Source organism: Microbacterium sp. ZW3a (assembly GCF_057167165.1).
In genome coordinates this window covers 1,768,426-1,793,913 of the sequence record NZ_CM169903.1, presented here as the reverse complement: position 1 = coordinate 1,793,913, position 25,488 = coordinate 1,768,426, and the positions used below count along the sequence as shown (strand labels likewise).

The 25,488-nt window shown below is 71.4% G+C and carries 19 protein-coding genes and 1 tRNA gene; 16 read left to right on the top strand and 4 right to left on the bottom strand.

Going from position 1 to position 25,488, the window contains the following annotated elements; translation table 11 throughout:
• Positions 1 to 10: 10 nt before the first annotated feature.
• The 4 genes from ACU6WY_RS08485 (at position 11) to ACU6WY_RS08470 (ending at position 4,736) form a co-directional block, all read left to right on the top strand.
• On the top strand, positions 11 to 1,063 hold the full coding sequence (locus tag ACU6WY_RS08485; protein WP_483819235.1) for a 3-isopropylmalate dehydrogenase: 1,053 nt from the start codon (positions 11 to 13) through the stop codon (positions 1,061 to 1,063).
• 61 nt (positions 1,064 to 1,124) lie between these two features.
• Positions 1,125 to 2,231 (top strand): branched-chain amino acid aminotransferase, encoded by a 1,107-nt coding sequence (locus ACU6WY_RS08480; RefSeq protein ID WP_483819234.1) that lies wholly within the window; start codon positions 1,125 to 1,127, stop codon positions 2,229 to 2,231.
• Between the two features lie 503 nt (positions 2,232 to 2,734).
• A complete protein-coding gene (locus ACU6WY_RS08475) occupies positions 2,735 to 3,502 on the top strand; it encodes a fumarylacetoacetate hydrolase family protein (RefSeq protein WP_483819233.1) in 768 nt (255 codons plus the stop codon).
• Positions 3,495 to 4,736: an MFS transporter gene (locus ACU6WY_RS08470; protein WP_483819232.1), complete on the top strand. Its 1,242-nt coding sequence runs from the start codon at positions 3,495 to 3,497 to the stop codon at positions 4,734 to 4,736. The genes ACU6WY_RS08475 and ACU6WY_RS08470 overlap by 8 nt, the downstream gene beginning before the upstream one ends.
• Here ACU6WY_RS08470 and ACU6WY_RS08465 read toward each other — a convergent pair.
• Positions 4,720 to 5,793, bottom strand: coding sequence for an aminotransferase class V-fold PLP-dependent enzyme (locus ACU6WY_RS08465; RefSeq protein ID WP_483819231.1), 1,074 nt, complete (start codon positions 5,791 to 5,793; stop codon positions 4,720 to 4,722). The genes ACU6WY_RS08470 and ACU6WY_RS08465 overlap by 17 nt on opposite strands.
• An 80-nt stretch (positions 5,794 to 5,873) precedes the next feature.
• Between ACU6WY_RS08465 and ACU6WY_RS08460 the strand changes: the two genes are divergently transcribed.
• From ACU6WY_RS08460 to ACU6WY_RS08450, 3 genes are all read left to right on the top strand, one after another.
• Complete coding sequence (locus ACU6WY_RS08460) at positions 5,874 to 6,854, top strand: LysR family transcriptional regulator (protein ID WP_483819230.1); 981 nt, start codon at positions 5,874 to 5,876, stop codon at positions 6,852 to 6,854.
• A gap of 9 nt (positions 6,855 to 6,863) precedes the next feature.
• The gene (gltX, locus tag ACU6WY_RS08455; protein ID WP_483819229.1) at positions 6,864 to 8,378 is read left to right on the top strand and encodes a glutamate--tRNA ligase; all 1,515 of its coding nucleotides are present in this window, start codon (positions 6,864 to 6,866) and stop codon (positions 8,376 to 8,378) included.
• Between the two features lie 194 nt (positions 8,379 to 8,572).
• Positions 8,573 to 8,644 (top strand) — tRNA-Gln (locus ACU6WY_RS08450).
• A 173-nt stretch (positions 8,645 to 8,817) separates the two neighbouring features.
• Here ACU6WY_RS08450 and ACU6WY_RS08445 read toward each other — a convergent pair.
• Positions 8,818 to 9,396: a TetR/AcrR family transcriptional regulator gene (locus ACU6WY_RS08445; RefSeq protein ID WP_483819228.1), complete on the bottom strand. Its 579-nt coding sequence runs from the start codon at positions 9,394 to 9,396 to the stop codon at positions 8,818 to 8,820.
• A gap of 108 nt (positions 9,397 to 9,504) precedes the next feature.
• On the opposite strand from ACU6WY_RS08445, the gene ACU6WY_RS08440 reads away from it, so the two are divergent.
• The gene (locus ACU6WY_RS08440) at positions 9,505 to 12,015 is read left to right on the top strand and encodes an MMPL family transporter (RefSeq protein ID WP_483819227.1); all 2,511 of its coding nucleotides are present in this window, start codon (positions 9,505 to 9,507) and stop codon (positions 12,013 to 12,015) included.
• 20 nt (positions 12,016 to 12,035) lie between these two features.
• On the opposite strand, the gene ACU6WY_RS08435 is transcribed toward ACU6WY_RS08440, so the two are convergent.
• Together ACU6WY_RS08435 and ACU6WY_RS08430 are read right to left on the bottom strand one after the other, a co-directional pair.
• On the bottom strand, positions 12,036 to 13,310 hold the full coding sequence (locus tag ACU6WY_RS08435; protein WP_483819226.1) for a sensor histidine kinase: 1,275 nt from the start codon (positions 13,308 to 13,310) through the stop codon (positions 12,036 to 12,038).
• Positions 13,307 to 13,942, bottom strand: a complete 636-nt coding sequence (locus ACU6WY_RS08430; RefSeq protein WP_483819225.1) for a response regulator transcription factor — start codon at positions 13,940 to 13,942, stop codon at positions 13,307 to 13,309. Before ACU6WY_RS08430 ends, ACU6WY_RS08435 begins: the two co-directional genes overlap by 4 nt.
• 93 nt (positions 13,943 to 14,035) lie before the next feature.
• Here ACU6WY_RS08430 and ACU6WY_RS08425 point away from each other — a divergent pair, with 93 nt between their 5' ends.
• The 8 genes from ACU6WY_RS08425 to ACU6WY_RS08390 all read left to right on the top strand — a co-directional run bounded on the left by ACU6WY_RS08425 (position 14,036) and on the right by ACU6WY_RS08390 (position 25,465).
• On the top strand, positions 14,036 to 15,076 hold the full coding sequence (locus ACU6WY_RS08425) for an iron ABC transporter substrate-binding protein (protein ID WP_483819224.1): 1,041 nt from the start codon (positions 14,036 to 14,038) through the stop codon (positions 15,074 to 15,076).
• Positions 15,077 to 15,132: 56 nt separating this feature from the next.
• Positions 15,133 to 16,641, top strand: a complete 1,509-nt coding sequence (locus tag ACU6WY_RS08420) for an ABC transporter permease (protein WP_483819223.1) — start codon at positions 15,133 to 15,135, stop codon at positions 16,639 to 16,641.
• The gene (locus ACU6WY_RS08415; protein ID WP_483819222.1) at positions 16,638 to 17,609 is read left to right on the top strand and encodes an ABC transporter ATP-binding protein; all 972 of its coding nucleotides are present in this window, start codon (positions 16,638 to 16,640) and stop codon (positions 17,607 to 17,609) included. Before ACU6WY_RS08420 ends, ACU6WY_RS08415 begins: the two co-directional genes overlap by 4 nt.
• A gap of 116 nt (positions 17,610 to 17,725) precedes the next feature.
• Positions 17,726 to 20,824: an alpha/beta hydrolase gene (locus ACU6WY_RS08410; protein WP_483819221.1), complete on the top strand. Its 3,099-nt coding sequence runs from the start codon at positions 17,726 to 17,728 to the stop codon at positions 20,822 to 20,824.
• A gap of 140 nt (positions 20,825 to 20,964) precedes the next feature.
• Positions 20,965 to 21,378 carry a hypothetical protein gene (locus ACU6WY_RS08405; RefSeq protein ID WP_483819220.1) on the top strand — a complete coding sequence of 138 codons (414 nt, stop codon included), beginning with the start codon at positions 20,965 to 20,967 and terminating at the stop codon, positions 21,376 to 21,378.
• Positions 21,379 to 21,647: 269 nt separating this feature from the next.
• Positions 21,648 to 22,433, top strand: a complete 786-nt coding sequence (locus tag ACU6WY_RS08400) for a DeoR/GlpR family DNA-binding transcription regulator (RefSeq protein WP_483819219.1) — start codon at positions 21,648 to 21,650, stop codon at positions 22,431 to 22,433.
• Positions 22,430 to 23,395 (top strand): 1-phosphofructokinase family hexose kinase, encoded by a 966-nt coding sequence (locus ACU6WY_RS08395; RefSeq protein WP_483819218.1) that lies wholly within the window; start codon positions 22,430 to 22,432, stop codon positions 23,393 to 23,395. The genes ACU6WY_RS08400 and ACU6WY_RS08395 overlap by 4 nt, the downstream gene beginning before the upstream one ends.
• Before the next feature lie 18 nt (positions 23,396 to 23,413).
• The gene (locus ACU6WY_RS08390) at positions 23,414 to 25,465 is read left to right on the top strand and encodes a PTS fructose transporter subunit IIABC (protein WP_483819217.1); all 2,052 of its coding nucleotides are present in this window, start codon (positions 23,414 to 23,416) and stop codon (positions 25,463 to 25,465) included.
• The last annotated feature ends 23 nt before the right edge of the window (positions 25,466 to 25,488 follow it).

The window sequence follows — 25,488 nt, the reverse complement described above, 5'->3', positions numbered from 1 at the left end:
GAGGAGAGCGATGTCGCGCGTCGTGAAACTGGCCGTCATTCCCGGTGACGGCATCGGTCCCGAGGTTGTCACCGAGGCGGTCAAGGTGCTCGACGCGGTGACCGCCGAGTCTGGCGTGAAGTTCGAGAAGACGCCGTTCTCTCTCGGCGCCGGTCGCTACCTCGAGACCGGAGACACCCTCACCGACGACGACCTCGCCGCGATCGCCGCGCACGACGCGATCCTCCTCGGTGCCGTCGGCGGTGTGCCGGGCGATCCGCGCCTGAAAGATGCCAACATCGAGCGCGGCCTTCTCCTCAAACTGCGCTTCGAGCTCGACCACTACGTCAACCTCCGCCCGTCGAAGCTGTACCCGGGGGCAGCCGGCCCGCTGGCCAACCCGGGCGAGATCGACTTCGTCGTCGTGCGTGAGGGCACCGAGGGACCCTACGTCGGTAACGGCGGGTCCATTCGTCGCGGCACGCCGCACGAGGTCGCCAACGAGACGTCGGTCAACACCGCCTACGGCGTCGAGCGCGTCGTGCGGTACGCCTTCGCCCTCGCCGAGCGGCGGCGCAAGAAGCTCACACTGGTGCACAAGACGAACGTGCTCGTGAATGCGGGCGGCATGTGGAAGCGCATCGTCGACGCCGTGGCATCCGAGTTCCCCGAGGTCGCCGTAGACTACCTGCACGTCGACGCGGCAACCATCTTCCTGGTCACGAACCCGGGTCGTTTCGACGTGATCGTCACCGACAACCTCTTCGGCGACATTCTGACCGACCTGGCCGGCGCCGTTACCGGTGGCATCGGCCTCGCCGCTTCGGGCAATATCAACCCCGACGGCGCGTTCCCCTCGATGTTCGAGCCCGTTCACGGATCGGCGCCCGACATCGCGGGTACCCAGAAGGCCGATCCCACGGCCGCGATCCTCTCCGTCGCCCTGCTGCTCGACCACCTCGGGCTCACCGACGAAGCCGCCCGCGTCACCCACGCGGTCGAGGCCGACATCGCGGCCCGGGATTCCTCGCCGCGAACCACCGCGCAGATCGGCGACGCCATCGCCGCCCGCGTCCGGGCGTAACCTGGACCGATCGGCCCGCGCCGCCGCACCGCGCCCCCTGAACAGCCTGAAAGCGCAGATCATGACGACCATCGACACAGACCCCGACACCGGACTCGAGCCCCTCGAGTTCGCCGTCACCCGCAACCTTGCCGCCAAGACGACGGCGCAGCGCGACGAGATCCTGGCCACGCCCGGCTTCGGACAGAACTTCACCGACCACATGGTCGACATCTGCTGGTCGGTGCGCGGCGGCTGGCACCGTCCCCGCGTCTCGCCCTATGGTCCGATCTCGCTCGACCCGGCGGCCGCCGTCCTGCACTACGGCCAGGAGATCTTCGAGGGCATCAAGGCCTACCGCCACGCCGACGGTTCGGTGCACACCTTCCGCCCCGACCAGAACGGTCGCCGTCTGCAGCGTTCGGCACGCCGTCTCGCGCTGCCCGAGCTCCCGGTGCCGTACTTCCTGCAGTCGCTGCGCGAGCTCATCGCCGTCGACGGCGCGTGGGTACCCTCGGGCGAAGACCAGAGCCTGTACCTGCGTCCCTTCATGTTCGCCAAAGAGGCGTTCCTCGGTGTGCGCCCGGCGCACAAGGTGGCGTACTACCTCATCGCCAGCCCCGCCGGTGCGTACTTCAAGGGCGGCGTGCAGCCCGTCTCGATCTGGCTCAGCGAGGACTACTCCCGCGCCGGCAAGGGGGGCACCGGAGCGGCCAAGACGGGCGGCAACTACGCCGCGAGCCTCCTCCCGCAGTCCGAGGCATACGAGAACGAGTGCGACCAGGTCGTCTTCCTCGACCAGGACCGTAACGTCGAAGAGCTCGGCGGCATGAACGTCGTGTTCGTCTACAAAGACGGCACGCTCGTGACCCCGCAGTCCGACTCGATCCTCGAGGGCATCACGCGCGATTCGCTGCTGCAGCTGGCGCGCGACCGCGGCCACCACGTGGTCGGGCGAAACGTCTCGCTCGCCGAGTGGCGCGAGGGTGTGGCATCTGGTGACATCGTCGAGGTGTTCGCGTGCGGCACGGCCGCGGTCGTCACCCCCATTGGCATCCTGAAGGGGCGCGACTTCATCGACGAGCAGCCCACGGGAACCCTCGCGCTGGAGCTGCGCGAGGAGCTCACCGACATCCAGTACGGCCGCGCCGAGGATCGGCACGGCTGGCTGTACCGTCTCGACGCCTGAGCCGCGCCGGTCACGACGGGGTCCCCGAACGGGGGCCCCTTCGTCGTTGCGTTCCGGCACTGTGCGGCCCGTCTGCCCCGATAAACGCCCTCGGCGCGGAGAAACGCGGTGCGAGCGCGTTTCTCTGCCCGGCACGCGTTTATCGCTCGGGGGACCGGGCGGCACGCGTTTATCGCGCAGGGGCACCGCGCAGCACGCGTTTGTCGCGCGGGGGACCGGGCGAGGAGGCACCGGCGAGGAGCGAGCGGGAGTGGCGCGGCGGGTGCGTTGCGCGGTGGGCGGCACCCACGCCCTCCCTGCCGATAAACGCCATTCTTGCGGGAAAACGCGGCGACGCACCGTTTCTCGGCAGGAATCGCGTTTATCGGCACGGGGTCGGGGGCACGGGGCGGCGGCACAGGGCGGCAGCACAGGGCGGGGGCCACGGGGAGGCGGCGCGGGTCGGGGGAGCGCGGGACGGCAGGGACGGATGCCGTGTCGGAGGCCCCGGATAGGCTGGAGCGGTGAAGATCGCACGGTTCAGCTACCAGGACGCCATTCGCTACGGGATCGTCGACGACGGTGAGCTCGTGGTGCTCGCCGGTGACCCGATGTTCGCCGGGTTCGAGACGACGGGCGAGCGCGTGCCCCTCGCGGAGGTGGCGCTGCTCGCGCCGGTGATTCCGCGCTCGAAGGTCGTCTGCATCGGCAAGAACTACCACGATCACGCGGCCGAGATGGGCGGCGAGGCGCCCGCCGAGCCGCTGATGTTCCTCAAGCCCAACACCTCGGTGATCGGTCCCAACGATGTCATCGTGCGGCCCACGGCGCTTAGCTCGCGCACCGACTACGAGGGCGAGGTCGCGGTGGTCATCGGCCGCATCGCCAAGAATGTGCCGGCCGAACGCGCCGCCGACTACGTCTTCGGGTACACCGTGGCCAACGACGTCACCGCGCGCGATCTGCAGAGCCGCGATGGGCAGTGGACCCGAGCGAAGGGCTTCGACACGTTCTGCCCGGTCGGGCCGGTGATCGAGACCGATCTGAACACGGATGCCGCGGTCATCACGACCCGCGTCAACGGCGAGGTGCGGCAGAACGGCCCGATGTCCGACATGATCCACTCCGTGCCCGACCTGATCGCGTACGCCTCCTCGGTGTTCACCCTGCTCCCGGGCGACCTGATCCTGACGGGCACGCCCGCCGGCATCGGGCCGTTCGAGGCCGGTGACACGGTCGAGGTCGAGGTGAGCGGGATCGGGGTGCTGCGCAACACCGTGCGTGATGCCTGAGTCGGCTGCCGCTGCCGCCGCGATCGATGTCGCGGCGGCGCAGCGGCGCACGGTGCGGGTACTCGCGGCCGGGCAGGTGCTGACGGGCGTCGCCTTCGGTGCCACGCTCTCGCTCGGTGCGCTCCTGGCCGCCGATTTGTCGGGCCAAGACGCCCTGTCGGGTTTCGCCACGGCGGCGGTCACCCTCGGAGCGGCGCTCACGGCGATCCCGCTGGCGCGCCTGGCCGCGGCTCGCGGTCGCCGCTTCGCGCTGAGCACCGGAAACGTCGCCGCGCTCGTCGGCATCGCCATCGTCATCGCCGCGGCATCTCTGCGGCTGTTCCCCCTGCTGCTCGTCGGCATCGCGCTGATCGGCGCGGGCAACGCGGGCACGCTGCAATCGCGCTTCGCCGCCACGGATCTCGCCGACACCGCGCGGCGCGGCCGCGACCTCGCCACGGTCGTCTGGGCCACGACGGTCGGCGGTGTGGTGGGGCCGCTCCTCCTCGCCCCGGGCGAGGTCCTCGGTGCGAGCATCGGGATGCCACGGCTCACCGGTGCGTATCTCTTCTCGTTCGCCGCCCAGGCGTGCGCGCTCGCGCTCTACGTGCTCGTGCTGCGTCCCGACCCTCTGTTGCTCGCGCAGCGCCTCGATCGCGAGAAGGCGGTCTCGCAGACGGTGACTCCGCCCGCGGATCGCCCGCTGCTCGCCCGGTACGCGATGTTCGCCATCGCCGCCTCGCACGTGACGATGGCGTCGGTCATGGCCATGACCCCGGTCCACCTCGCGCACATTGTCGCCCCCGAGGCGGTGACTCTCGCCGTCGGTGTGACGATCGCGCTGCACGTGTTTGGCATGTACGGCCTGTCGCCGGTCTTCGGCATCCTGGCCGACCGGCTCGGTCGCATCCCCGTCGTGCTCCTCGGGCAGGTGCTACTCGCGGCGTCGCTCGCGGTCGCGGCGTGGCTGTCGTGGTCGCAGGCCGGGGTGCTCGTGTCCCTCGTGCTCCTGGGCCTCGGCTGGAGTGCCGCGACGGTGGCGGGCTCGGCGCTGCTGACCGAGGCGACGCCGCTTGCGGCGCGGCCGCGGAGGCAGGGCCGCAGCGACACGCTCATGACCGCGTGCGCCGCCGTCGGTTCGGTCGCCGCGGGGCTGATCCTCGGCGCGGTGGGCTACGGAGGGCTGGCGCTGTGGGCGCTTGTCCCCGTGGTCGCGGTCGCCGTCGGCGCGGCCGTCGTCAGAGCACGAGACTGAGCGACGCCGCACGCGTGCCGTCGAGAGCCGCCAGTGCGCGGTCGACGTCGTCCTCGTCGTTGAAGACGTGGAACGCGACCCGGGCGCGGCCCGCGCGTCCGGAAGCGATGATGCCGGATGCCGTGAGTCGGGCGAGCGCGCAGGCCTCGGCATCCGGCCACGTGACGATCGCGGATGCTCGCGTGGGCTCGGGGAGTCCGAGGCCCGCTCGGAACCGCGCCGCGAGGCCCGTCGCGTGGGCGTGGAGGGCGGTCACATCGGCGTCGGCGAACATCGCCAGGGCCGGAGCTGCGCCCACGAACGCGGACCACGCGGGCGAGACGTCGAATCGACGCGCGTCTGCGGCAAGGGGCGCGTCGGTGCCGTAACACGAGGCCCAGGGATCGACGCCCGAATACCACCCGGCCTGCACGGGCCGCAGGTCGCGAGCGAAGGTGGGTGCGAGGGTCAGGAACGCTACTCCGCGCGGCGCGCAGAGCCACTTGTACGCGTGGCAGACGGTGGCGTCGAAGAGGGTGGCATCCACCGGGAGCCAGCCCGCGGCCTGGGTGAGGTCGCAGAGGGTGCGGGCTCCCGCGCGTGCGGTCGCCGCCGTGATCGCCGCGGCGTCCGCGACCTCGCCCGTGGCCGACTGCACGAGAGAGAAGGCGACGAGCCAGGTGTCGGTGGTGACGGACTCGGCAAGCCGCGCGAGCGGAACCGCGCGCAACCGCACGCCGCGGCCGGCGTGGGCGAAGGGGGCGACGAGCGAGGCGAAGTCGCCCTCGGGGCAGAGCACCTCGGCGCCGTCGGGCACGGATGCCGCGATGACCGAGACCGCGACGGAGGTCTGCGCGGCGATCGCGACCGTCGACACGGGTGTGTGGACGAGGCGGGCGTACGCGCCCCGCGCAACTTCGACCGCGCGGGACGCGGCCGCGACGTCGGGCCGACCGGATGCCGCGGCGCTGAGGTCCGCGGTCAGCGCGGCGACCGTGGCGGTCGGGGGAAGGCCGACCGTGCAGGCGGCGAGGTAGTCGCGGCCGCCCGCGAACTGCTCCTGCAGAGACTCGATCATGCTTCTACGGTGGCGCGACACCTGACATTGCACCAGGCCAGGTATTGCATGAAAAGCATGCAGCATGCTTATGTGTGCGCATGAGCGACACTCCCGCCGACGACGGCCTCGATTCCCACGCCCTGCGGGTGGTGAAGGCGATCGCCGACACCGGGTCGATCACGGCCGCCGCGCGGGCGCTCGGCTACAGCCAGCCCGCGGTCAGCCAGCAGCTGCGCCGCCTCGAGCGTCGGGCCGGGATGCCGATCGTCGAACGTGTCGGTCGCGGTGTGCGCCTCACCGAGGCGGGGTGGGTGCTCGCCCGTCACGCGGCGACCGTGACGACGGCGCTGGACGCGGCCGCCGGCGACCTGGCCGAACTGCGCGGCCTCCGCGCCGGGCGCGTGCGGATCGCGGCCTTCCCCTCGGCGTCGTCGATTGTCGTTCCGCGGGTGATCGCCGCCGTCATGGCGCGGCGGCCGGGGGTCTCGATCAGTTTCGTCGAGGCGGAACCGCCCGAGGCCATTGCGGCGGTGCGCGAGGACCGTGCCGATATCGCGCTGACCTACAGCTACCCCGGCGATCGCCGCGAGCAGCTCGAATCGGCGGCGACCGGCCTCAGCGTGCGGACCGTGGGCGGCGACGACACGGTCGTCGTCGTTCCTGCCGACCACCCGGCGGCCGGACACGACCCCATCGATCTGTCGAGTCTCGCGGGGGAGCGGTGGATCGCCGGATGCCCCCAGTGCCGCGGTCACCTGCTCGAGGCCTGCGCGCGGGCGGGGTTCACCCCCGACATCGCGTTCGAGACCGACAACTACATCGCCGTCGAGAACCTCGTCGCCCAGGGGGTCGGCATGGCGATCCTGCCGCGTATGGCCGTGGCATCCCTTCCGCTCCTGTCCGGGATCTCCGCGCCGCGACTGCCCGTCGAGGAGGCGCGGACGCTCCACGTCGTCACCGCCCGCGGGGCCGAGCGGGTGCCCGCGGTCGGCGCGGCCCTGCAGGTCGTGGGCGAGGTGCTCGCCGACTACCCGCATCCCGGGGAGGCGGCCCCCGGGGCGAGCGGCGCCCGCGAGTAGGATCGGGGGGTGTCAGCCACGCCCGATCCCCGCACCACGACCGCCACCGGCGCCGACGTTCGCGTCCGGTTCTGCCCCTCACCGACGGGGCTTCCGCACGTCGGTCTCATCCGCACTGTCCTGTTCAACTGGGCCTACGCCCGGCACAACGGGGGCAAGCTCGTCTTCCGCATCGAAGACACCGACGCCGCACGCGACAGCGAAGAGAGCTACCAGCAGCTCCTCGAGGCGCTGCGCTGGATGCGCATCGACTGGGACGAGGGGGTCGAGGTCGGCGGCCCGCACGCGCCGTACCGGCAGTCGCAGCGGCACGAGATCTACCGGGGCGTGCTCGACCAGCTTGTCGCCGCCGGCGCCGTGTACGAGAGCTACTCGACCGCCGAAGAGATCGACGCGCGCAACGAGGCCAACGGCCGCGCGAAGCAGCTCGGCTACGACAACTACGACCGCGACCTCACCGAGGAGCAGAAGGCCGCCTTCCGCGCCGAGGGTCGCGAGCCCGCGTGGCGCCTGCGCGTGCCCGACGAAGACCTCACCTTCGACGACCTCATTCGCGGCGAGGTCACGTTCCCGGCTGGATCGTTCCCCGACTTCGTGATCGTGCGAGCCGGTGGCATCCCGCTGTACACCTTCGTGAACCCCGTCGACGACGCGCTCATGGGTATCACGCACGTGATCCGCGGCGAAGACCTCATGCCCTCCACGGCGCGGCAGCTCGCGCTGTACCGGGCGCTGATCGACGCCGGGGTCACGACCTATATCCCGCGCTTCGGGCACATGCCGCTCGTGCTCGGCGAGACCGGCAACAAGAAGCTCTCCAAGCGCGACCCGCAGGCCGACCTGTTCCTGCAGCGCGAGAAGGGCTTCATCCACGAGGGTCTGCTCAATTACCTCTCGCTGCTCGGCTGGTCGCTCTCGCACGACCGCGACGTGTTCTCGCTCGACGAGCTGATCGCGGCCTTCGACATCGCCGATGTCAACCCGAACCCGGCCCGCTTCGACCAGAAGAAGGCCGAGGCCATCAACGGCGACCACATCCGCATGCTGGCCGCCGACGACTTCGCGGCACGGATCGTCCCGTACCTCGCCGGTGCCGGGCTGATCGCCGAGGACCCGAGCGCGGAGCACCGCGCGATCATCGCCGCCGCGGCACCGCTCGTGCAGGAGCGCGTGCAGTTGCTGGGTGAGGTTCCGGGGATGCTCGGATTCCTCTTCGTCTCCGACGTGGAGTACGCCGAGGACGCGCTGAAGGGCCTGCCCGCCAACGCGGGCGAGGTGCTCGTGGCCAGCGTGGGCGCGCTCAAGCTCGTACCCGAGGGGCAGTTCACCGCCGCTGCCGTCCAGGAGGCGCTCTCGACCGCTCTCGTCGACGAACTGGGTCTCAAGCCCCGCGTCGCCTACGGTCCGCCCCGCGTCGCCCTCACTGGCCGCCGGGTGTCGCCGCCGCTGTTCGAGTCGATGGAGTTGCTCGGCAAGGCCGAGACCCTCCGCCGCCTCGACGCCCTGGTACAGCACCTGGGCTGAGCGGCGCGGCGCGCCGCGCCCGCGCCCCGGTGAGTGTCCAAGACACGCGGATGCCACGTCGCGGCATCCGCGTGTTTCTGGACACTCGGATGCCGCGGCACCGGCGCCGCGACGCGCGCGGGGTGGCGCCGGTTTGGCGCATGGCCCCGCGTCACGTAAGCTTGATCCTCGGCACGAACTTCGGTTCAGCGCCTTGGGGTATGGTGTAATTGGCAACACGGCGGTTTCTGGTTCCGTTGTTCTTGGTTCGAGTCCAGGTACCCCAGCAAGTAAGGCCCTCGATTTTCGAGGGTCTTTTTTGTTGCCGCTTGCGGCTCGATCTCGGCCGCACGTGATGTCGGATCAGCGGTTTCCGCGCGGCGGAGGAGCAGGCCGGAGGGTACGCGCCCCCACCCGCGGGCGGATCATCCGCACATGGGACAGTCGGCTCCGGCCCGGATCAGGAGTGCGGGCCGAGCACGGCGTCGAGCAGCCGTTCGGCGTCGCCCGGCTGGATCGGGGCGCGGCTGAGCGCCCGCAGCAGCACGGCGCCGACGAGCGCCTCGGCGAGCTGCTCGACGGGCGCGCCCTCGGGCAGGTTGGGCGTCGTTCCGATCGCCCGCTCGAGGCGCCCCGAGATGGACTCGGATCCGGACAGGCTGTCGCGTAGCCGCCGTCCGATCTCGGCGTGCTCCGTGGCCGCGGCGATCAGTGAGCGCAGGATCGTCTCACCCTGAGCGGATTCGAGCAGCGCGAAGACGTCGACGAGCCAGACGGTGAGGTCGCGGCGGACGTCGCCGGTGTCGGGCAGCATCAGGCGTCCGTCGAGCAGCTTGCCCTCGAGCAGGCACTCCGCGATCACCGCGCCCTTCGAGGGCCACCAGCGGTAGATCGTCTGCTTGCCGACCCCGGCTCGACCGGCGATGCCCTCGATGGTCAGGTGATCGTAACCGCGCTCGGCCAGGAGCTCGGCGGCAGCGTCGAGAATCGCGTGGCGCGCGGCTTCGCTCCGGACGGGGCCGCTGCGGGGAAGCGTCATGAGGGCTCCTCAGGTTAGACGAGACGGTCCGTGTTATCTTATCCGGGCCGATCGATGCGGAGTAGGCCTCACCGATGGGGCACGCCTCCGCGAATCTGGAGGAGAGTCGTGGCCGAACTGTTGCACCGCCTGGGGTCGTTTGCCGCTCGACGAGCATGGACCGTGATCGTCAGTTGGGTCGCGATCCTCGGCATCGCCGTCGGAGGCTTCCTCGTCGGGTTCACGGGTCTGAGCTCGAGCTTCGACATCCCCGGGACCGCGTCGGGCGACGTGATCGCCGAGCTCGAAGAACAGCTGCCCGACTTCAGCGGCGCCTCGGGCACCGTCGTCTTCCACACCGAGAACGGCGCAGCGTTCACCGAGGACCAGCGCAGCGACATCACCGAGCTCGCCGAATCTGCCCGCGACCTTCCCGATGTGTCCGGCGTGATCGATCCCTTCGCGACCGCCCAACAGCTGGCCGACCGCCGACAGCAGGTCGAGGACGGACGGACACAGCTCGCGGATGCGCGGGCGCAGGCAGAGTCGGGAGCCGAACAGCTGGATGCCGGGCAGGCGCAGCTGGATGCCGGCCAGGCGCAACTCGACGCGACGCGCTCCCAGCTCGAGGCGCAGGGACTGCCGACCACGGCGCTCGACGCCCAGCAGACCCAGCTCGATGCGCAGCAGACGGTCATCGACGACCAGCGTCAAGAGCTCGCGGAGGGCCTCGCCACGATCGAGGCGAACGAAGCCGAGCTCGAACAGGGGGCCGAGCTGCTGTCGTTCACGGACGGCATCCGCGTCGTCTCGGAAGATGGCGCTACCGTGATCGTCAACGTGCGGTTCTCCGAGCCGCGCCTGGAGCTCGCGCAAACGTCGAAGGACGCGGTGGTCGAGCACTTCGAGGCCGAGCCGATCGAGGGCGTCGAGGTGGCGTTCTCGACGGACATCTCGCAGGGCGTTCCCGAGATCCTGGGCGTCGGTGAAGCAGTCGGTGTGGCCGTGGCCGCCATCGTCCTCGTCGTCGTGCTGGGCTCGATTCTCGCCGCCGCGTTCCCGATCGTGACCGCGCTGGTCGGTGTCGCGATCGGGGCCCTGGCGACGCTGTCGTTCTCGGGTGTCGTTCAGATGGCCTCGGTGACCCCGATCCTCGGCGTGATGCTCGGGCTCGCCGTCGGCATCGACTACTCGCTCTTCATCATCTATCGGCACCGGCGGCAGCTGCTCGACGGTGCCGATCTCCACGAGTCGATCGGACTGGCCAACGGCACCGCCGGCAACGCGGTCGTGTTCGCGGGCGCGACGGTCATCGTCGCGCTCCTGGCGCTCAACATCACGGGCGTTCCCTTCCTGGGAGTCATGGGAACGGCGGGCGCGGTCAGCGTCGCGGTCGCCGTGTTGATCGCCGTCTCGCTCACGCCCGCGCTGCTGGGGCTCGCGAAGCACCGCATTCTGAGCACGCGCGCCATGGCGCGTGCCCGCGCCGCCGAACCGGATGCCGTGGCCCAGCGATCGCGCTCCGTCCGTCCGATGTCGACCCTGCGCGCCGTGCTGACCGTCGTCATCGCCACGGTCGCGCTGCTCGTCGTGGCGATCCCGTCGCTGTCGATGCGCCTCGGCTTGCCCGACGGTGGGTCGGAGGCCACCGACTCGTCCGGCTATCGGGCCTACACCCTGACGGCAGAGTCCTTCGGCGCCGGGGCGAACGGGCCGCTGCTCGTGACGGCGTCGCTGCCGGCCGGGCTCGACGACGATGCCGCGCTCGATGCCCAGCTGAGCGTTGCGCGCGTGCTCGTCGCACAGGAGGACGTCGTCGCGGTCGCGCCCGTCGCCCTCTCAGACGACAACCGGCTCACCGCGTTCCAGGTGATCCCCGCCGAGGGTCCGAGCAGCGCCTCGACCGAGGAACTCGTTCGCGACCTGCGTGATCTCCCGCCCGTCGACGGCGATATCGTCCTCGGCGTCGCCGGGCAGGCGGCCATCAACATCGATATCTCGGAGGGGCTCGCGGATGTGCTCCCGCTCTACCTCCTCGTCGTCGTCGGCCTGTCGTTCTTGATCATGGTCATGGTGTTCCGGTCGCTCCTGGTCCCGCTGATCGCGACCGCCGGATTCGTGCTCTCGCTCTTCGCCACGTACGGGGCGGTGACGGCCGTGTTCCAGTGGGGATGGTTCGGCGAACTCTTCGGCGTGCACAACCCGGGCCCGATCCTGAGCTTCCTGCCGGTCATCCTCGTCGGCATCCTGTTCGGCCTCGCGATGGACTACCAGCTCTTCCTCGCCTCCGGGATGCGTGAGGCCTGGGCGCACGGCGCGCCGGCTCGGCTCGCCGTCGTGCAGGGGTTCCGCGCCGGTCGCACGGTCGTGATCGCCGCGGCGCTCATCATGGTCGCGGTCTTCTCGGGCTTCATCACGTCCGAGTCGGTCATCATCAAGTCGATCGGCCTGGGGCTCGCGCTCGGGGTGCTCTTCGACGCTTTCGTCGTGCGGATGCTGCTGATGCCCGCGCTCATGCACCTGCTCGGCGGGGCGGCGTGGTGGCTGCCGCGCTGGCTCGATCGCATCGTGCCGAACGTCGATGTCGAGGGCGCGGCACTCGAGCGCCGGCATCCGGTCCATCACGCCGACGGTCGCTGAGGCTGGGGAGGACGCAGGCCTCACGCGGGCGCGTGCGCGCGCCGCTCCCGCGGCAGGCAGACCGCGACCGACGTCCCGCTCGAGCCGCTCGTGATCTCCAGACGCCCGCCGGCGTCGTTGATCGCTCGTTCGAGAAGGCGGATGCCGTGCCGCGCCGTTGTCCCGGGATCTTCGGTGAACCCCCGCCCGTCGTCGGCGACCGTCAGGATCGTCTCTTCGCTCTGGGAGACCACCCCGACGCGGATGGTCTCGGCCTGAGCGTGGCGCCGCGCATTGCGCACGAGTTCGCGGGCGGCTTCGGCGAGCAGGCGGACCGTGTCGGCATCCGGATCCTCGTCGAGAGCCATCTCGACCGACACCGGTGGCCCGGCCTCGTCCTCCGACGCGATCTCGGCCAGCGCCGCTCGCAGCGAGAGAGGAGCCGCGTCGAGGTCGCCGTCGAGCAGGGTCCGCAGCATCCGGGCATCGGCGGCGAGCGTGTCGGCGACGCGCGTGAGCCGATCGGGGTCGGTTTCGGAGCGGGAGGCCATGGCCTGCAACGCCAGCGCAGAGCCGGTGAGGTCTTGCAGCACGTCGTCGTGCAGGCGGCGGGCAAGCCGGAGGCGCTCGCCCTCGCGCGCGCGGAGGCCGAAGGCGACGGCGTCGCGCCGTTCGGCCTCGGCCGCGGCGAGTCCGCGCGCGAGGCGGATCGACAGGGGAGCGAGCGCGGCCGCGAGCGCGATCATCCCGCCCACGAGAACGGGCAGGTAGACCGCGAGGGTCGAGGCGACCCAGGCGTCACGGAAGACGGGGACATAGACCTCAAGGTGCAGCGGTGTGCCGTCGGCATCCTGGAAGGCCAGAAACGCTTCGCGGAGTTCCCGCGAATCCGCGGTCTCAAGGCGGTGCTCGACGTCATCGGGGACCTCCAGCACGACGACGCCCTCACGGCGCAGTCGTTCGGCGAGATCGGGGGAGTACGGCCGTTCGCCGCCGATAAGACTCCGTTCATCGGAATACACCACGCGTGCCGTGTCGCCCTCGATGCGCCACAGTTTGACGCGCGCCACCGTGCCCGCCGCGAAGAATCCGTCGAGCCGAGCATCGAGGCCGACGGGGTCCGGAACGACCCCGACGTCGGTCGCCGCCAGGACGTCCGAGACGCGTTCGGCCACGCGTCCGGCGGCCTCACGGGTGACGCGATCAGCCTCGGTCGTGGCGAGGCGCCATTCGATCACGATGAGCGCGCCCAGGAGAGCGACCGCGACGCCGATCGCGGCGAGCACGTGCCGGCGGATGAGTCGTGCGGGCGTCATGGTCGGCGCGGTGGGACCAGACCGCGAGCGAGGGCGATCGAGACCACCTCGAGTTGGGAGCGGGCGCCCAGCGCTTCCCGCAGAGCCTTGACGTGATCGCGGACGGTGTGCGCCGACAGGCCGAGCTCGCGCGCGATCTCGACGGGGCGGCGTCCTTCACAGAGCAGGGCGAGGACATCGCATTCCCGCGGCGAGAGAGTATCGAGCACGGACGCGCGGAGTCCGGGGGTCATGTGCGGCCGCTCCGGGGTGGCGATGCGGATCGCGTCGACGAGGTCGTCGAGGCGGGTGTCCTTTGCGAGATACGCCGATGCCCCGGCAGCCCGCGCCTGTGCCGCGCCCGCAGCGGTGGGATGCCCGGTCAGCACGATGAGTCGAACGCCCGGCCGGAGCTCGGCGAACGACGCGAGGGCCGCGAGGCCGTCGTCCTCGCCGAGGTGAACGTCGATGACCACGACATCCACGTCGACGGCGGCGAGCTTTCGGCGCCCCTCGTCGAGAGTGGCTGCCGTGGCAGCGCACGACAGGGAGGGCGCGGCATCCAGAGCGAAGGCGAGCAGGTCGGTGAACACCCGGTGGTCGTCGACGACGAGCACCCGGAGGGGCGGGGCGACGGAGGTGACGACGGTCATGACCCCCTCAGTTTAGGGGGGTCCCGGAGAAGAAGGTAAGGCTAGCCTCAGTATGTCGCGACGACCCCCCGCACCGTCGATCCCAGGAGCATCATGTCCAGATTCCGTCCCGCGTTCAGCGCTCTCGTCCTCACCGTCGCGGGCGCTCTGACCCTGTCGTCGTGCGCCGGCGGCGCGCCGGCGGCCGCCCCCGAGCCGACCGAGAACGAAACGTCGCTCGTGGTGTACTCCGGTCGCGATGAGAAGCTCGTCGCCCCGCTCATCGCCCAGTTCGAAGAGGCCTCGGGGATCGACGTCGAGGTGCGCTACGCCGGCTCCACTGAACTCGCCGCGCAGCTCCTCGAAGAGGGAGACCGCACGCCCGCGCAGGTCTTCCTGTCCCAGGACTCCGGGTCGCTCGGGGCAGTGGATGCCGCGGGCCTGCTCAGCACGCTTCCCGAGGCCGTGACCGCCACCGTTCCCGCGGAGTACACCTCCACTGACGGCTCGTGGGTGGGTCTCACCGGTCGCGCCCGCGTGATCGCCTACGACAGCGAGACCTACACCGCCGACCAGATCCCCGGCGACGTCTTCCAGCTGACGGAGCCGGAGTGGAAGGGCAAGGTCGCTATTGTCCCCTCGAACGCGTCGTTCCAGGCCTTCCTCACCGCGCTGCGCGTCGAGGAGGGCGAGGAGCGTGCGCGTCAGTGGGTAGAGGGCATGGTCGCCAACGATGCACAGATCTACTCGAAGAACGGCGAGGTGCTGGAAGCGGTCAACACCGGCGTCGTCCCTCTCGGCCTGATCAACCACTACTACTGGGCCCGTTCCGAACAGGACCCGGCCACCCTCCGGGCTCAGCTGAAGTTCGGTGACCCCGGCACCGTCTCAGCTCTGGTGAACGTCACCGGTGCCGGCATCCTCGCCGGCGCCGCCGACTCGCGCGCCGCTCAGGACTTCGTCGCGTTTCTGCTGTCGGAGGAGGCGCAGACGTACTTCGCCGAGGAGACGTCCGAGTACCCGCTCCTCGCGGGCGTGGCATCGCCCGCCGGAGTGCCGGCCCTCTCCGAGCTCGGCGGGCCCGACATCGACCTGTCGTCGCTGTCGTCGGTCCAGGAGACCGTCGCCATGTTGACGCAGGCGGGGCTGCTCTGACCGCTCCCACCCGTACCCGGCACCGGGGTGCGCCGACCCTGCGGTCGGGCACCCCGGTGCTCGTGCTCGCCGTCGCGACGCTCGTCGCCGCGGCGGTCGCGGCACCGCTCGTCCAACTCGTCGTGCGGGTGGCGTCGGGAGATCCCGCGACGGTGGCCGGTGTCATCTTCCGCCCGCGGACCCTCGACCTGCTCGTCGCCACCGTCGGGATCACCGTCGCGACCGCGGCCGGTGCGCTCGTCGTCGGTGTGGCGACCGCGTGGGCGCTCACCCGCGTGCGGCTTCCGGCGCGCGCGCTCTGGCGAGTGCTCGCGTGCCTGCCCCTCGCGCTCCCCAGCTTCGTCGCCGCTTTCGGCTGGATGAGCGTGATCCCGGGGCTCTCGGGGCCCGGACCGCTCATCGCGGTGCTCATCCTCTCGACCGTGCCGTACGTCACAGTGCCCACCATGGCGGCCTTCGCCCGGATCGACGCCTCCGTGGCGGACGCCGCACGCACGCTCGGGCGCTCTCCCGTACGCGCCTTCCTGTCGGCCACACTGCCCCAGATACTCCCGGCCGCCCTGGCGGGGACGCTCCTGGTCGCCCTGTACGCCCTATCGGATTTCGGGGCGCCGGCTCTGCTGCGCGTGGACACCCTCACCACCGGCATCTACGCCCAGTTCACCGGCGGCTTCGACCGTTCGCTGTCGGCCGCCATGGGGCTGATGCTCGCAATCCTGGCGGCGCTCTGCGTCGCGGCCGAGTCCGGTGCGCGCCGTCGCGCAGCGGCGCGGGTCGACGCCCACGCCGCGCCGCCCGCCCCGGTCCGCCTCGGCCGCGGGGCCACGGTCGCCGTCGTCGTCGGCCTCGCGCTGGTCGAGGGGGCCGCGGTGGCGGTGCCTCTCACGGCGCTCGTCGCACGGGTACCCTTCGCCGACCGCTACGCCGCGACCGCACCGGAGCTGCTGCAGGCCGCAACGACCACGCTCGCACTGGGCGCGGGGGCCGCGTTGGTCACCGTGCTCGCCGCGCTCCCGGTGGCGTGGCTGGGCGCCCGATATCGCACCCGGTTCGTGGCGGTGCTCGAAACGCTCAGCTCGATCGGCCACGCGCTCCCGGGGCTCGTCGTGGCACTGGCGCTGGTCGCCCTCACGCTCACCGTGGCTCCCGGCGCCTACCAGGGCGCGGCCGCCCTGGTCGTCGCCTACGCGGTGCTGTTCCTCCCCAAGGCCATGGGGTCGAGTCGTGCCGCTTTCGCCGCGGTGCCGACCGCGCTGGAGGACGTCGCACGCACGCTCGGCGACGGGCCGGTCGCGGCCTGGCACCGGGTGACCCTCGCGAGCGCCGCCCCGGGGATCCTCGCCGGGGGAGTGCTCGTCATGGCGGCGGTCATGAAGGAGCTTCCCGCCACCCTCATGCTCCGCCCCATCGGGGTCGACACCCTGGCCACCGAGTTGTGGGCGGCCACCAGCGCCGGCGCGTACGGTGCCGCCGCATGGCCCGCGCTGCTGCTGGTGGCGGTGGGCCTCGTGCCGGCGCTGGCGATGGCTCATGGCATCCGTTCACTCGGAGAGGACTTCCGATGACCCTGCAGCTGCGCGCCGTCACGGGCGGATACGGAACCCGGTCCGTGGTCGAAGACGTCGACCTCGACGTCGGCAGGGGAGAGATCGTCTCGGTGCTGGGCCCGTCGGGCAGTGGCAAGACCACGCTTCTGCGGATGATCGCGGGGCTGCATCCGTTGTCGTCTGGCACCATCGCCATCGACGGTCGCGACGTCACCGGAGTCCCGACGCACCGCCGCGGGGTCGGGCTCGTCCCGCAGGAGGGAGCGCTGTTCCCGCGCCGCACCGTGGCCGCGAATGTCGCCTACGGCCTCCCCGGGGTGTCGGTGCGCCGAGCCGCGCAACACCCCGAGGTGCGTCGTTTGCTCGACCTGGTGCAGCTATCGGGGCTGGCGGATCGCCTTCCGCACGAGTTGTCGGGCGGTCAACGGCAGCGCGTCGCGGTGGCCCGGTCTCTGGCCGCACGTCCGGCGGCGGTGCTTCTCGACGAACCCTTCAACGCCCTCGACGCGGCCCTGCGGGCCGACGTGCGCGCGGGAGTGTGCGCGCTGCTGCGCGAGGTGGGTGTCGCCACAGTGCTCATCACTCACGACCGCGCGGAGGCGTTTCTCGCCGGTGATCGGGTGGCAGTCTTCCAGCGCGGCTCCGTCGCGCAGATCGGTACGCCGGGGGAGGTCTACCGCCATCCGGCGTCGCGGGAGGTCGCGCGTCTGACCGGGGAGGTCGTGGCTGTTCCCGCGGCGCTCCGGGATGACGCCGAGGGCGGGGCGTTCGTGCGTCCGTCCCAGATCTCGCTCGATGCGGTCGCGCCCGTCCGCGGGATCGTCACCGCCGTGCTCGACGAGGGGGCGCGGATGATCGTTTCCGTGCAGCTGCCGGGAGGGGACGTGCTGGACGTCGAGTGCTCGCCGTTCGCGTCTCGCCCGGAGATCGGCGCCGAGGTCGGACTTCGTCTGGAGGGACAGAGGCACCCCCGGGCCACACGGTGACGGTCCGGAAAACCTCGCGCTCTGCCGCATCGGTCTGCTTGAATGCCGAGAACACGTGACCTGGGGGATGTCTGTGTCCTCGGGGTTGTCCGCCCGACCGACACGGAGTCGCACCGATGCGCATTCTTCCTCGGCGCCGGCACATCGCCGTCGCCTCGCTGCTTGCCCTGCTCATCACCGGGGCCACCGCCGTTCCGGCGTCGGCCCAGGGCCCCGACGATGTCGTCGTGGCCTCGGGCGAGGACTGGACCGTCGAACGGGCCCCCGGCGGGTACACGGTCACGCTGCGTCTGGCCGCGCCGCTGCCGATCGTGAGCGACGCCCCCACGATCGTCGTCGACGGAGAGCCCCTCGGCATCGCGCGCACGGAGGACGGCGGCCGCACCCTGACCATCACGACGTTCGACGACCGTGTCGCCTCGGCCCGCGAGGTGGTGAAGGGGTGGGCGTCGGGATCGGGTCCCAAGGCCGGTGAGGACGGTGCCGACAGCCCCGGCCAGCGGCGCGCCCCCGAGCCCGAGAATGACACGCTCGAGCGGCAGCTCGAGGCGCTCGCTCCCGCCGACCCCATCGCCGACCCGGCCGAACCGGGGCCCTACACGGTGACCGAGGCGGAGTACGACTTCGGCGAGGCGGCGATCCGTCTCGCGGGTTACCGCGACGGCCGCGGCGAGGTGGTGGGAAAGCTGTACCTCAGCTCCGCGGCCGGACCGCGGCCGGTCGTGATCCTCGAACACGGCCGGCACGCCACGTGCGGTGACGCCGCATCGGGCGAAGCGAGCGGTGGCTGGCCCTGCCCGAGTGACGAGATGGTGATCCGCTCGTACCTGGGCTACGAGGGCACCGGCCGCGCTCTCGCTTCCCATGGCTACAACGTCGTCTCGATCTCCGCGAACGCCATCAATGCCACCGACTCCGAGCTCACCCTCGACCAGGGCGCGCAGGCGCGGGGCCGTCTGGTGTTAGACACACTCGACATGCTCGACCGACTGGGCCGCGGCAAAGACGTGGCGTTCGAGGATCAGCCGGAGGGTCAGGATGCCGTGACCCGCACATTCGATGAGGCACTGGAGCGCGCCACCACACGCGCCGATCAACCGGCTCCCCCCGCGGAGGTGACCGCCGACGATCTCGACGGCCGGTTCGATCTGGACCGCGTCGGCCTCATGGGTCACTCTCGTGGCGGCGAGGGCGTCGCCACGGCCGCGCAGCTCAACGCCGCCGCCGCCGACCGCTACGGCATTCTCGCGGTCCTTCCGCTGGCCCCGACCGACTTCGCCCGTCGCACGCTCTCGGACGTGACGACCCTGGCGGTTCTGCCTTACTGCGACGGCGATGTCTCCGACCAGCAGGGGCAGAAGTACGTCGATGACTCCCGCCGCGCGTTCGGCGATGACGTCCTGCGGTCAGCGCTGTGGGTCATGGGCGCCAACCACAACTTCTTCAGCACCGTGTGGACCCCGGGCGAGTACCCCGTGGGCGGTGCCGACGACTGGAACCCCGAAGACACGACATCCAGCTGCGCGACCGACGACAGCACACGTCTGAGCGCCGCACAGCAGTACCAGGTCGGGGTGTCGTACATGACCGGCTTCTTCCGGCTCGTCCTCGGGGGCGAAGACGAGTTCCGACCCCTGTTCGACGGATCCGTCGCCCCGTCGACCACTCTCACGACCTTCGCCGACGTGCGCGCAATCGCCACCCAGGCCCGCTCGGCCACCGACCTGATCACCGATTTCGCCGGTGGAGGCGCACCGGTGACGGTTGAGGGGCAGGCCACCGCGACGCTCTGCGAGGGCTCCACCGGGGAGTCCTGCACCTACCGGTCCTCCGGCGAAGTACCGCACTGGAACCCCGCCTTCCTGGCCCCGTACGTCCCGCTCTTCCCCGCGACGCGATTCGAGTGGACGGAGACTTTCGGCGCGAGCCTGCGTGTCGCCCTGCCGGCCGAGCAGCGCGACGTGCGCGACCATGCACAGCTGACGCTGAAGGTGGCACCGGGCGACGACGTCTTCCTCGGGACCGAATTCTCGTTGACGCTGATCGACGGATCGGGGGCCGAATTCTCCACCCCCGCCTCGGTGCTGAACCCCTACGCGGTCAACCGCCTTCCGGGCGGGGCACGGGGGCTCGACAAGGTCGTCCTGCAGCAGATCACCCTTCCGTTGGATCAGGTGCTGGGCATCGACCTCTCTGACGTGCGGGAGGTGGTGCTGGAGCCGGGGTTCGGCGCCGACGACACGGCATCCGGATCGCTTCTCCTGTCGGATCTCGCCTTCGACACCCCGTCGACCGGCGCACCCGCGGCGGTCGCGCGTCCGGCGGTGAACGTGGCCGAGACCCGCCTGGAGGAGGGCTCCGAGGAGCGGACCGCGGCGGTCGCGGTCTGGCTGGATCGGGCCACCGACGAGCCCGTGAGCGTGTACCTCGGCACGAACCCCGGACCGGGCGGCGGAGCGCCCCCGGCCAGTCTCGGCGCCGAACGCGTCACCTTCGCCCCCGGCCAGACGTGTGTGCCCGCTGCCGTCCTCATCGTCGGCAACGCGGATGCTTCGGGGTCGGGGGTGTCGATCGCGGGGACCGCGGCGACCACCGGTGAGCGCGTCGTCTCCGGTTCCTCCGACTTCTCGGGCATCATCGTCCGCGAGGACGACGGCGTGCAGGATGCCGAGGAGGATCCGGTTCCGCCGTTCGGCGTCCAGGGCGACGTCTGCGCCGAGCTCGCCGCCGCGCGGACGCCGGGCGTGCTGGACGTCTCGGATGCCGAACCCCGCCGCGGCGACACGCTGCGGCTGACCGCGACCGGCTTCCGCGTCGGCGAAGCCGTCCTGGCCCAGATCGCGGGGGCGTCGCTGCCGTGGGTGATCGCGGATGCCGACGGCACCGCCATCATCGAGACGACGATCGCCGTGGATGCCGCGCTGGGGGTGACCGAGGTGCGCGTGGAAGGCGCAGGCTCGGCGGGCGTCCAGCAGGCGATCGTGCGTGTCGGCGCGGCGGCTCCGACTCCGACCCCCACGCCAGAGCCGACCCTCTCCCCGCAACCGACGCCGTCCGCGACGGGCGGCCCGGCCGTCGCCGGCGGCTCGTCGGGCGGTTCTCTCGCCCGTTCCGGCATCGATGGAGCGCTGTGGCTTGCCGTGGCCCTGGGGGGAGCGTTGGCCGCCACCGCCGGGGGCGCCTCGGTCGTCGGCGCGCGGCGCCGCCGGGAGTGATCGTCCCGGGCCCGGCGAGTCGCCGGGCCCGGGCGCCCGAACCCCGACCTTCGTTCCGCCGCGTCGTCGGTGCCAGCGCTCGGCGCGCGATAGCATCCGAACGGAGACGGTCGATCATCCCGTCTCGAGAAGAGGTTCCGGTGAAGCGTTCGTCTCTCGCGGCCGTCGTGGTCGCAGTCGCCCTCCTGACGGTCGGGTGCACCCCCGCTCAGACCCCCGCGGCGCCCTCCGGGGGCTCGTCCGCGAGCCCCAGCACGGCCGGCGGTCTGCAGGCTCTGCCGCCCACAATCGTCTCACCCGGTGAGCTCGACGGCACCGACGTTGCCGTGATCGTCGATACCGCCCTTGTCATCGCCGTCGACGACGGCACCGAAGACCAGTGGACCGGCACCACGGCCGACCCCACGGTCGCGGAGTTCTCCGGCGGCGGAACGACCGAGGGCGCGACCTTCCGTCCCGGCTTCACCGCACTGTCGATCGGATCGACGACCGCGACCCTCACCGCCCCCGATGGCCGTGAGATCGCGTTCACGATCTCGGTCGTCGCGCCCTGAGTCGCAGAACGACGACACGCCTCACCGTGGGGGCTTCCGACCTCGGCGTGCTCTTCGGGATACCACCGTTTCGGCGACGGAGTTCCTGGTGAGCCCCGCCTGAGCGCCGCTTGGCGTGCCTGCAGCATCGTGGGCGATCTCGCCGCCGAGTGACGGCTCTCGCACGCTCGGCATCCCGTGCACTTCACGCGCGGGGAATTGTCGTGCACCGCGATGTTGCTTCATGTGGCTTCGTGTTGTAACTTGTGGGAATCTTCGAAGGAGATTCCGTGTACGCAATGGAGCGCCAGCAGCTCATCGAGCGCGAGCTGCGTGAGATCGGACGCGTCAGTGTCGTCGACCTGGCTCGCCGTTTCGACGTCACGACCGAGACCGTCCGGCGTGACCTCGACCGCCTCGAGCGCCGAGGTTCGCTCCGCCGTGTCCACGGCGGCGCCGTCGGCGTCGACCGGGCCAGCACCACCGAGGCCTCGCTCTCCGAGCGACGGTTGCGCCAGGGGGAAGCCAAGCGCGCCATCGCGATCGAGGCTGCCCGCCTGCTCGCCCCGGGTTTCCGCGGATCCGTCTTCATCGACGCCGGGACGACAGCCGCCGCCGTTGCCGCCGAGCTGCCGCTCGTGCTGGGCGATTCTGCGAGCGAGGTCGAGATCGTCACGCACTCCCTCGAGGCCGCGCACCTGCTGGCCGGCGACGACCGGGTCTCGCTGACCGTGATCGGGGGCAAGGTCCGCGGCGTGACCGCGGCGGCCGTCGGTGCGTACACCGTGCGCGCCATCGGCGAGCTGCGTCCCGACATCGCCTTCGTGGGGACCAACGGACTGAGTGCGGACTTCGGCCTCAGCACGCCCGACCCCGAGGAGGCGGCCGTGAAGACCGCCATCATCCAGTCCGCGCGGCGCGTCGTCGTCGTCGCCGACACCGCCAAGTTCGGAGAGGAACTCCTCGTGCGCTTCGCCCGCCTCGACGAGATCGACGTGCTCGTCACCGACGAAGACCCGCCTGCCCCCCTCGCCCAGGCGCTGGCCGAGGCCGACGCCGAGGTGCGTGTCGCATGATCGTCACGCTCACCGCCAACCCGTCGGCCGACCGCGCCGTTCACCTTCCGGGTCCCCTCGTTCCCGGGGAGGTCCAGCGCGCGGAGTCGTCGCGCGAAGACGCCGGCGGGAAGGGCGTCAACGTCGCCCGCGTCATCTCGGCGGCCGGCGCCCCCGCGCGGGCCGTGGTGCCCGTCAACGACCACGACCCGTACCGGCTGCTCCTTGACGACGCCAACGTCGACCTCGAGATCGTTCCGGTGGCCGGCCGGGCCCGCGCGAACCTGACGATCACCGACCCGCAGGGCGAGACCACCAAGCTCAACCTCCCCGGCGCCGAGCTGTCGCCGGCCGAAGCGACGGCGCTTACCGAGGGTGTCGTCGCCGCGGCCGAGGGGGCCACGTGGCTCGTCCTGGCCGGATCCCTGCCGCCCGGCGTGCCCGACACCTTCTACGCCGATCTCATCGCCGCCGTCCGCGACCGCTGGGGCACCCGCGCCCCGCGGATCGCGGTCGACGCCTCCGGCCCGGCCCTCGCCGCGGTCGTGGCATCCGCTCGTCCCGACCTCATCAAGCCGAACCACGAGGAGTTGGCCGAACTCGTCGGCGAAGACGCCGCGTCCGACGACGACGTGATCGCCGCCGCCGCGCGCCGCGCCTCGGCGCTCGTGCCCGACCGCGTGGCATCCGCGCTGGTCACCCTCGGAGCCGACGGCGCGCTGCTGTTCGCCGCCGAGGGCTCCTGGCGCGGACGCGCCCCCAAAATCCAGGTCGCGAGCACGGTCGGAGCGGGCGACAGCTCGCTCGCCGGCTACTTGCTCGCCGACCTCGAGGGGGCCGCGGCCCCCGATCGTCTCGCGCGCAGCATCGCCTACGGCGCCGCTGCCGCGACCCTGCCGGGGACGCAGGCCCCGACGCCGGCCGATCTGCCCGCCGGGCCGATCGCCGTGATCGCTTTCGCCATTCCTACCGCAACACCCTGACCACGGAGGTCGACACCCATGTCCGACATCATCACACCGGAGCTCGTCAGCCTCGACGCGCCCCTGGGGGCCGACAAGCAGTCGGTCATCCGCGCGCTGGCCGAGCGCATCGTCGCGCAGGGCCGCGCGCGCAGTGCGCAGGAGCTCTTCGACGACGCCTGGGCCCGCGAGCAGAAAGACGAGACCGGCCTGCCCGGCGGCATCGGCATCCCGCACGCGCGCAGCGCGTCGGTGACCGAGCCGACCCTTGCCTTCGCGCGACTCACTCCCGGCGTCGACTTCGGGGCGCCCGACGGCCCGGCCGACATCGTGTTCCTCATCGCCGCACCCGCGGGTGCCGACGAGGCGCACCTGGCGGTGCTCTCGCAGCTGGCCCGCAGCCTCATGAAGAACGACTTCACCGCGGGGCTGCGCGCGGCCTCCACTCCCGGCGAGGCGGTGCGCATCATCACGGATGCCATCACCCCCGCGCCCGCAGCCGAGCCCGTCGCCGCGGCTCCCGCCGCCACGCGGGCCGAGGCGCGTACGGCCGCACGCACGACGAAGATCGTCGCGGTCACCGCCTGCGCCACCGGCATCGCCCACACGTTCATGGCCGCTGACGCGCTCACCGCCGCCGGTGCCGAGACCGAGGGTGTCGAGCTCATCGTCGAGCCGCAGGGCTCCAGCGGCTACAAGGCACTGCCGCAGAACGTCATCGACGACGCCGACGCTGTCATCTTCGCCGTCGACGTCGACGTGCGCGACCCCCAGCGCTTCGCGGGCAAGCCCGTCGTGCGCGCCGGTGTGAAGCGCGGCATCGAGCAGCCCCAGGCCCTCATCGCCGAGGCGGTCGCCGCGGTCGGCAACCCCCAGGCGCCGCGCGTGCAGGGCTCTGCCGCCGGGGCGTCTGAGGCCGCCTCGGCCGGCTCGCAGTCGGTGGGTCGTCGCATCCAGCGCTGGCTGCTCACCGGTGTCAGCTACATGATCCCGTTCGTCGCCGGTGGCGGTCTGCTCATCGCGCTGGGCTTCCTGCTCGGCGGGTACGAGGTCACCGCGAACGCCGCGAACGTCATCATCCAGAACTCGCTCTGGGATCTGCCCACCGAAGACATCACCTCCCCGATCGGGCCGCTCGGCCAGTACCTCGGGTCGGTCGCCTTCATGATCGGCGCGACGTCGATGGGCTTCATCGTCGCGGTGCTCGCCGGCTTCATCGCGTACGCGATCGCCGACCGCCCCGGTATCGCCCCCGGTTTCGTCGCCGGTGCCGTCGCGGTGCTCATGAACGCCGGCTTCATCGGCGGCATCATCGGCGGTCTGCTCGCCGGCTTCATCGCCTGGTGGCTGGGTCGCTTCGACGCCCCGCGCTGGTTGCGCGGCCTGATGCCCGTCGTGATCGTGCCGTTCCTCGGCTCGATCTTCGCCTCGGGGCTGATGATCCTGTTCCTGGGTCGCCCGATCGCCACGCTCATGGAGATGCTGACCAACGGCCTGAACTCCCTCGCCGCCAGCGGCGCCGGTGCGGTCCTCCTCGGTGTGATCCTCGGTCTCATGATGTGCATCGACCTCGGCGGACCCGTCAACAAGGTGGCCTACGTCTTCGCCACGACCGGCCTCGCCGCCGCCTCGCAGATCAACACCGCTCCGTACCTCATCATGGCCGCCGTCATGGCCGCGGGTATGGTTCCTCCGCTCGCCATGGCTCTCGCCTCGACGGTGCTGGCACGCCGCCGGTTCACCCCGGTCGAGCGCGAGAACGGTGCCGCCGCCTGGCTGCTGGGCGCCTCGTTCATCTCTGAGGGCGCGATCCCGTTCGCCGCGGCCGACCCGCTGCGCGTCATCCCCGCCTCCATGGTGGGCGGCGCGATCACGGGTGGTCTGAGCATGCTGATCGGCGTGCAGTCGTTCGCCCCTCACGGCGGTGTGTTCGTGTTCTTCGCGATCAACCCGTTCTGGGGTTTTGCCCTCGCGATTGCGGCCGGTACGGTCGTGACGGCGCTGATCGTCGTCGCTCTCAAGGGCATCGGTCGCAGCACCAAAGACGCCGTCGTCGCCGAGGCTGCGCCGGCAGCCACGGTCGCGGCCTAAGACCCCGTCGAATCGGAAGGATT

Bases quoted from the DNA above. Each gene is read 5' to 3' on its own strand.
- ACU6WY_RS08425 (WP_483819224.1), top strand. From the start codon at position 14,036: ATGTCCAGATTCCGTCCCGCGTTCAGCGCTCTCGTCCTCACCGTCGCG.
- ACU6WY_RS08430 (WP_483819225.1), bottom strand. From the start codon at position 13,942: ATGACCGTCGTCACCTCCGTCGCCCCGCCCCTCCGGGTGCTCGTCGTC.
- ACU6WY_RS08485 (WP_483819235.1), top strand. From the start codon at position 11: ATGTCGCGCGTCGTGAAACTGGCCGTCATTCCCGGTGACGGCATCGGT.
- ACU6WY_RS08470 (WP_483819232.1), top strand. From the start codon at position 3,495: ATGCCTGAGTCGGCTGCCGCTGCCGCCGCGATCGATGTCGCGGCGGCG.
- ACU6WY_RS08480 (WP_483819234.1), top strand. From the start codon at position 1,125: ATGACGACCATCGACACAGACCCCGACACCGGACTCGAGCCCCTCGAG.
- ACU6WY_RS08410 (WP_483819221.1), top strand. From the start codon at position 17,726: ATGCGCATTCTTCCTCGGCGCCGGCACATCGCCGTCGCCTCGCTGCTT.
- ACU6WY_RS08415 (WP_483819222.1), top strand. From the start codon at position 16,638: ATGACCCTGCAGCTGCGCGCCGTCACGGGCGGATACGGAACCCGGTCC.
- ACU6WY_RS08445 (WP_483819228.1), bottom strand. From the start codon at position 9,396: ATGACGCTTCCCCGCAGCGGCCCCGTCCGGAGCGAAGCCGCGCGCCAC.
- ACU6WY_RS08395 (WP_483819218.1), top strand. From the start codon at position 22,430: ATGATCGTCACGCTCACCGCCAACCCGTCGGCCGACCGCGCCGTTCAC.
- ACU6WY_RS08465 (WP_483819231.1), bottom strand. From the start codon at position 5,793: ATGATCGAGTCTCTGCAGGAGCAGTTCGCGGGCGGCCGCGACTACCTC.
- ACU6WY_RS08390 (WP_483819217.1), top strand. From the start codon at position 23,414: ATGTCCGACATCATCACACCGGAGCTCGTCAGCCTCGACGCGCCCCTG.
- ACU6WY_RS08435 (WP_483819226.1), bottom strand. From the start codon at position 13,310: ATGACGCCCGCACGACTCATCCGCCGGCACGTGCTCGCCGCGATCGGC.
- ACU6WY_RS08460 (WP_483819230.1), top strand. From the start codon at position 5,874: ATGAGCGACACTCCCGCCGACGACGGCCTCGATTCCCACGCCCTGCGG.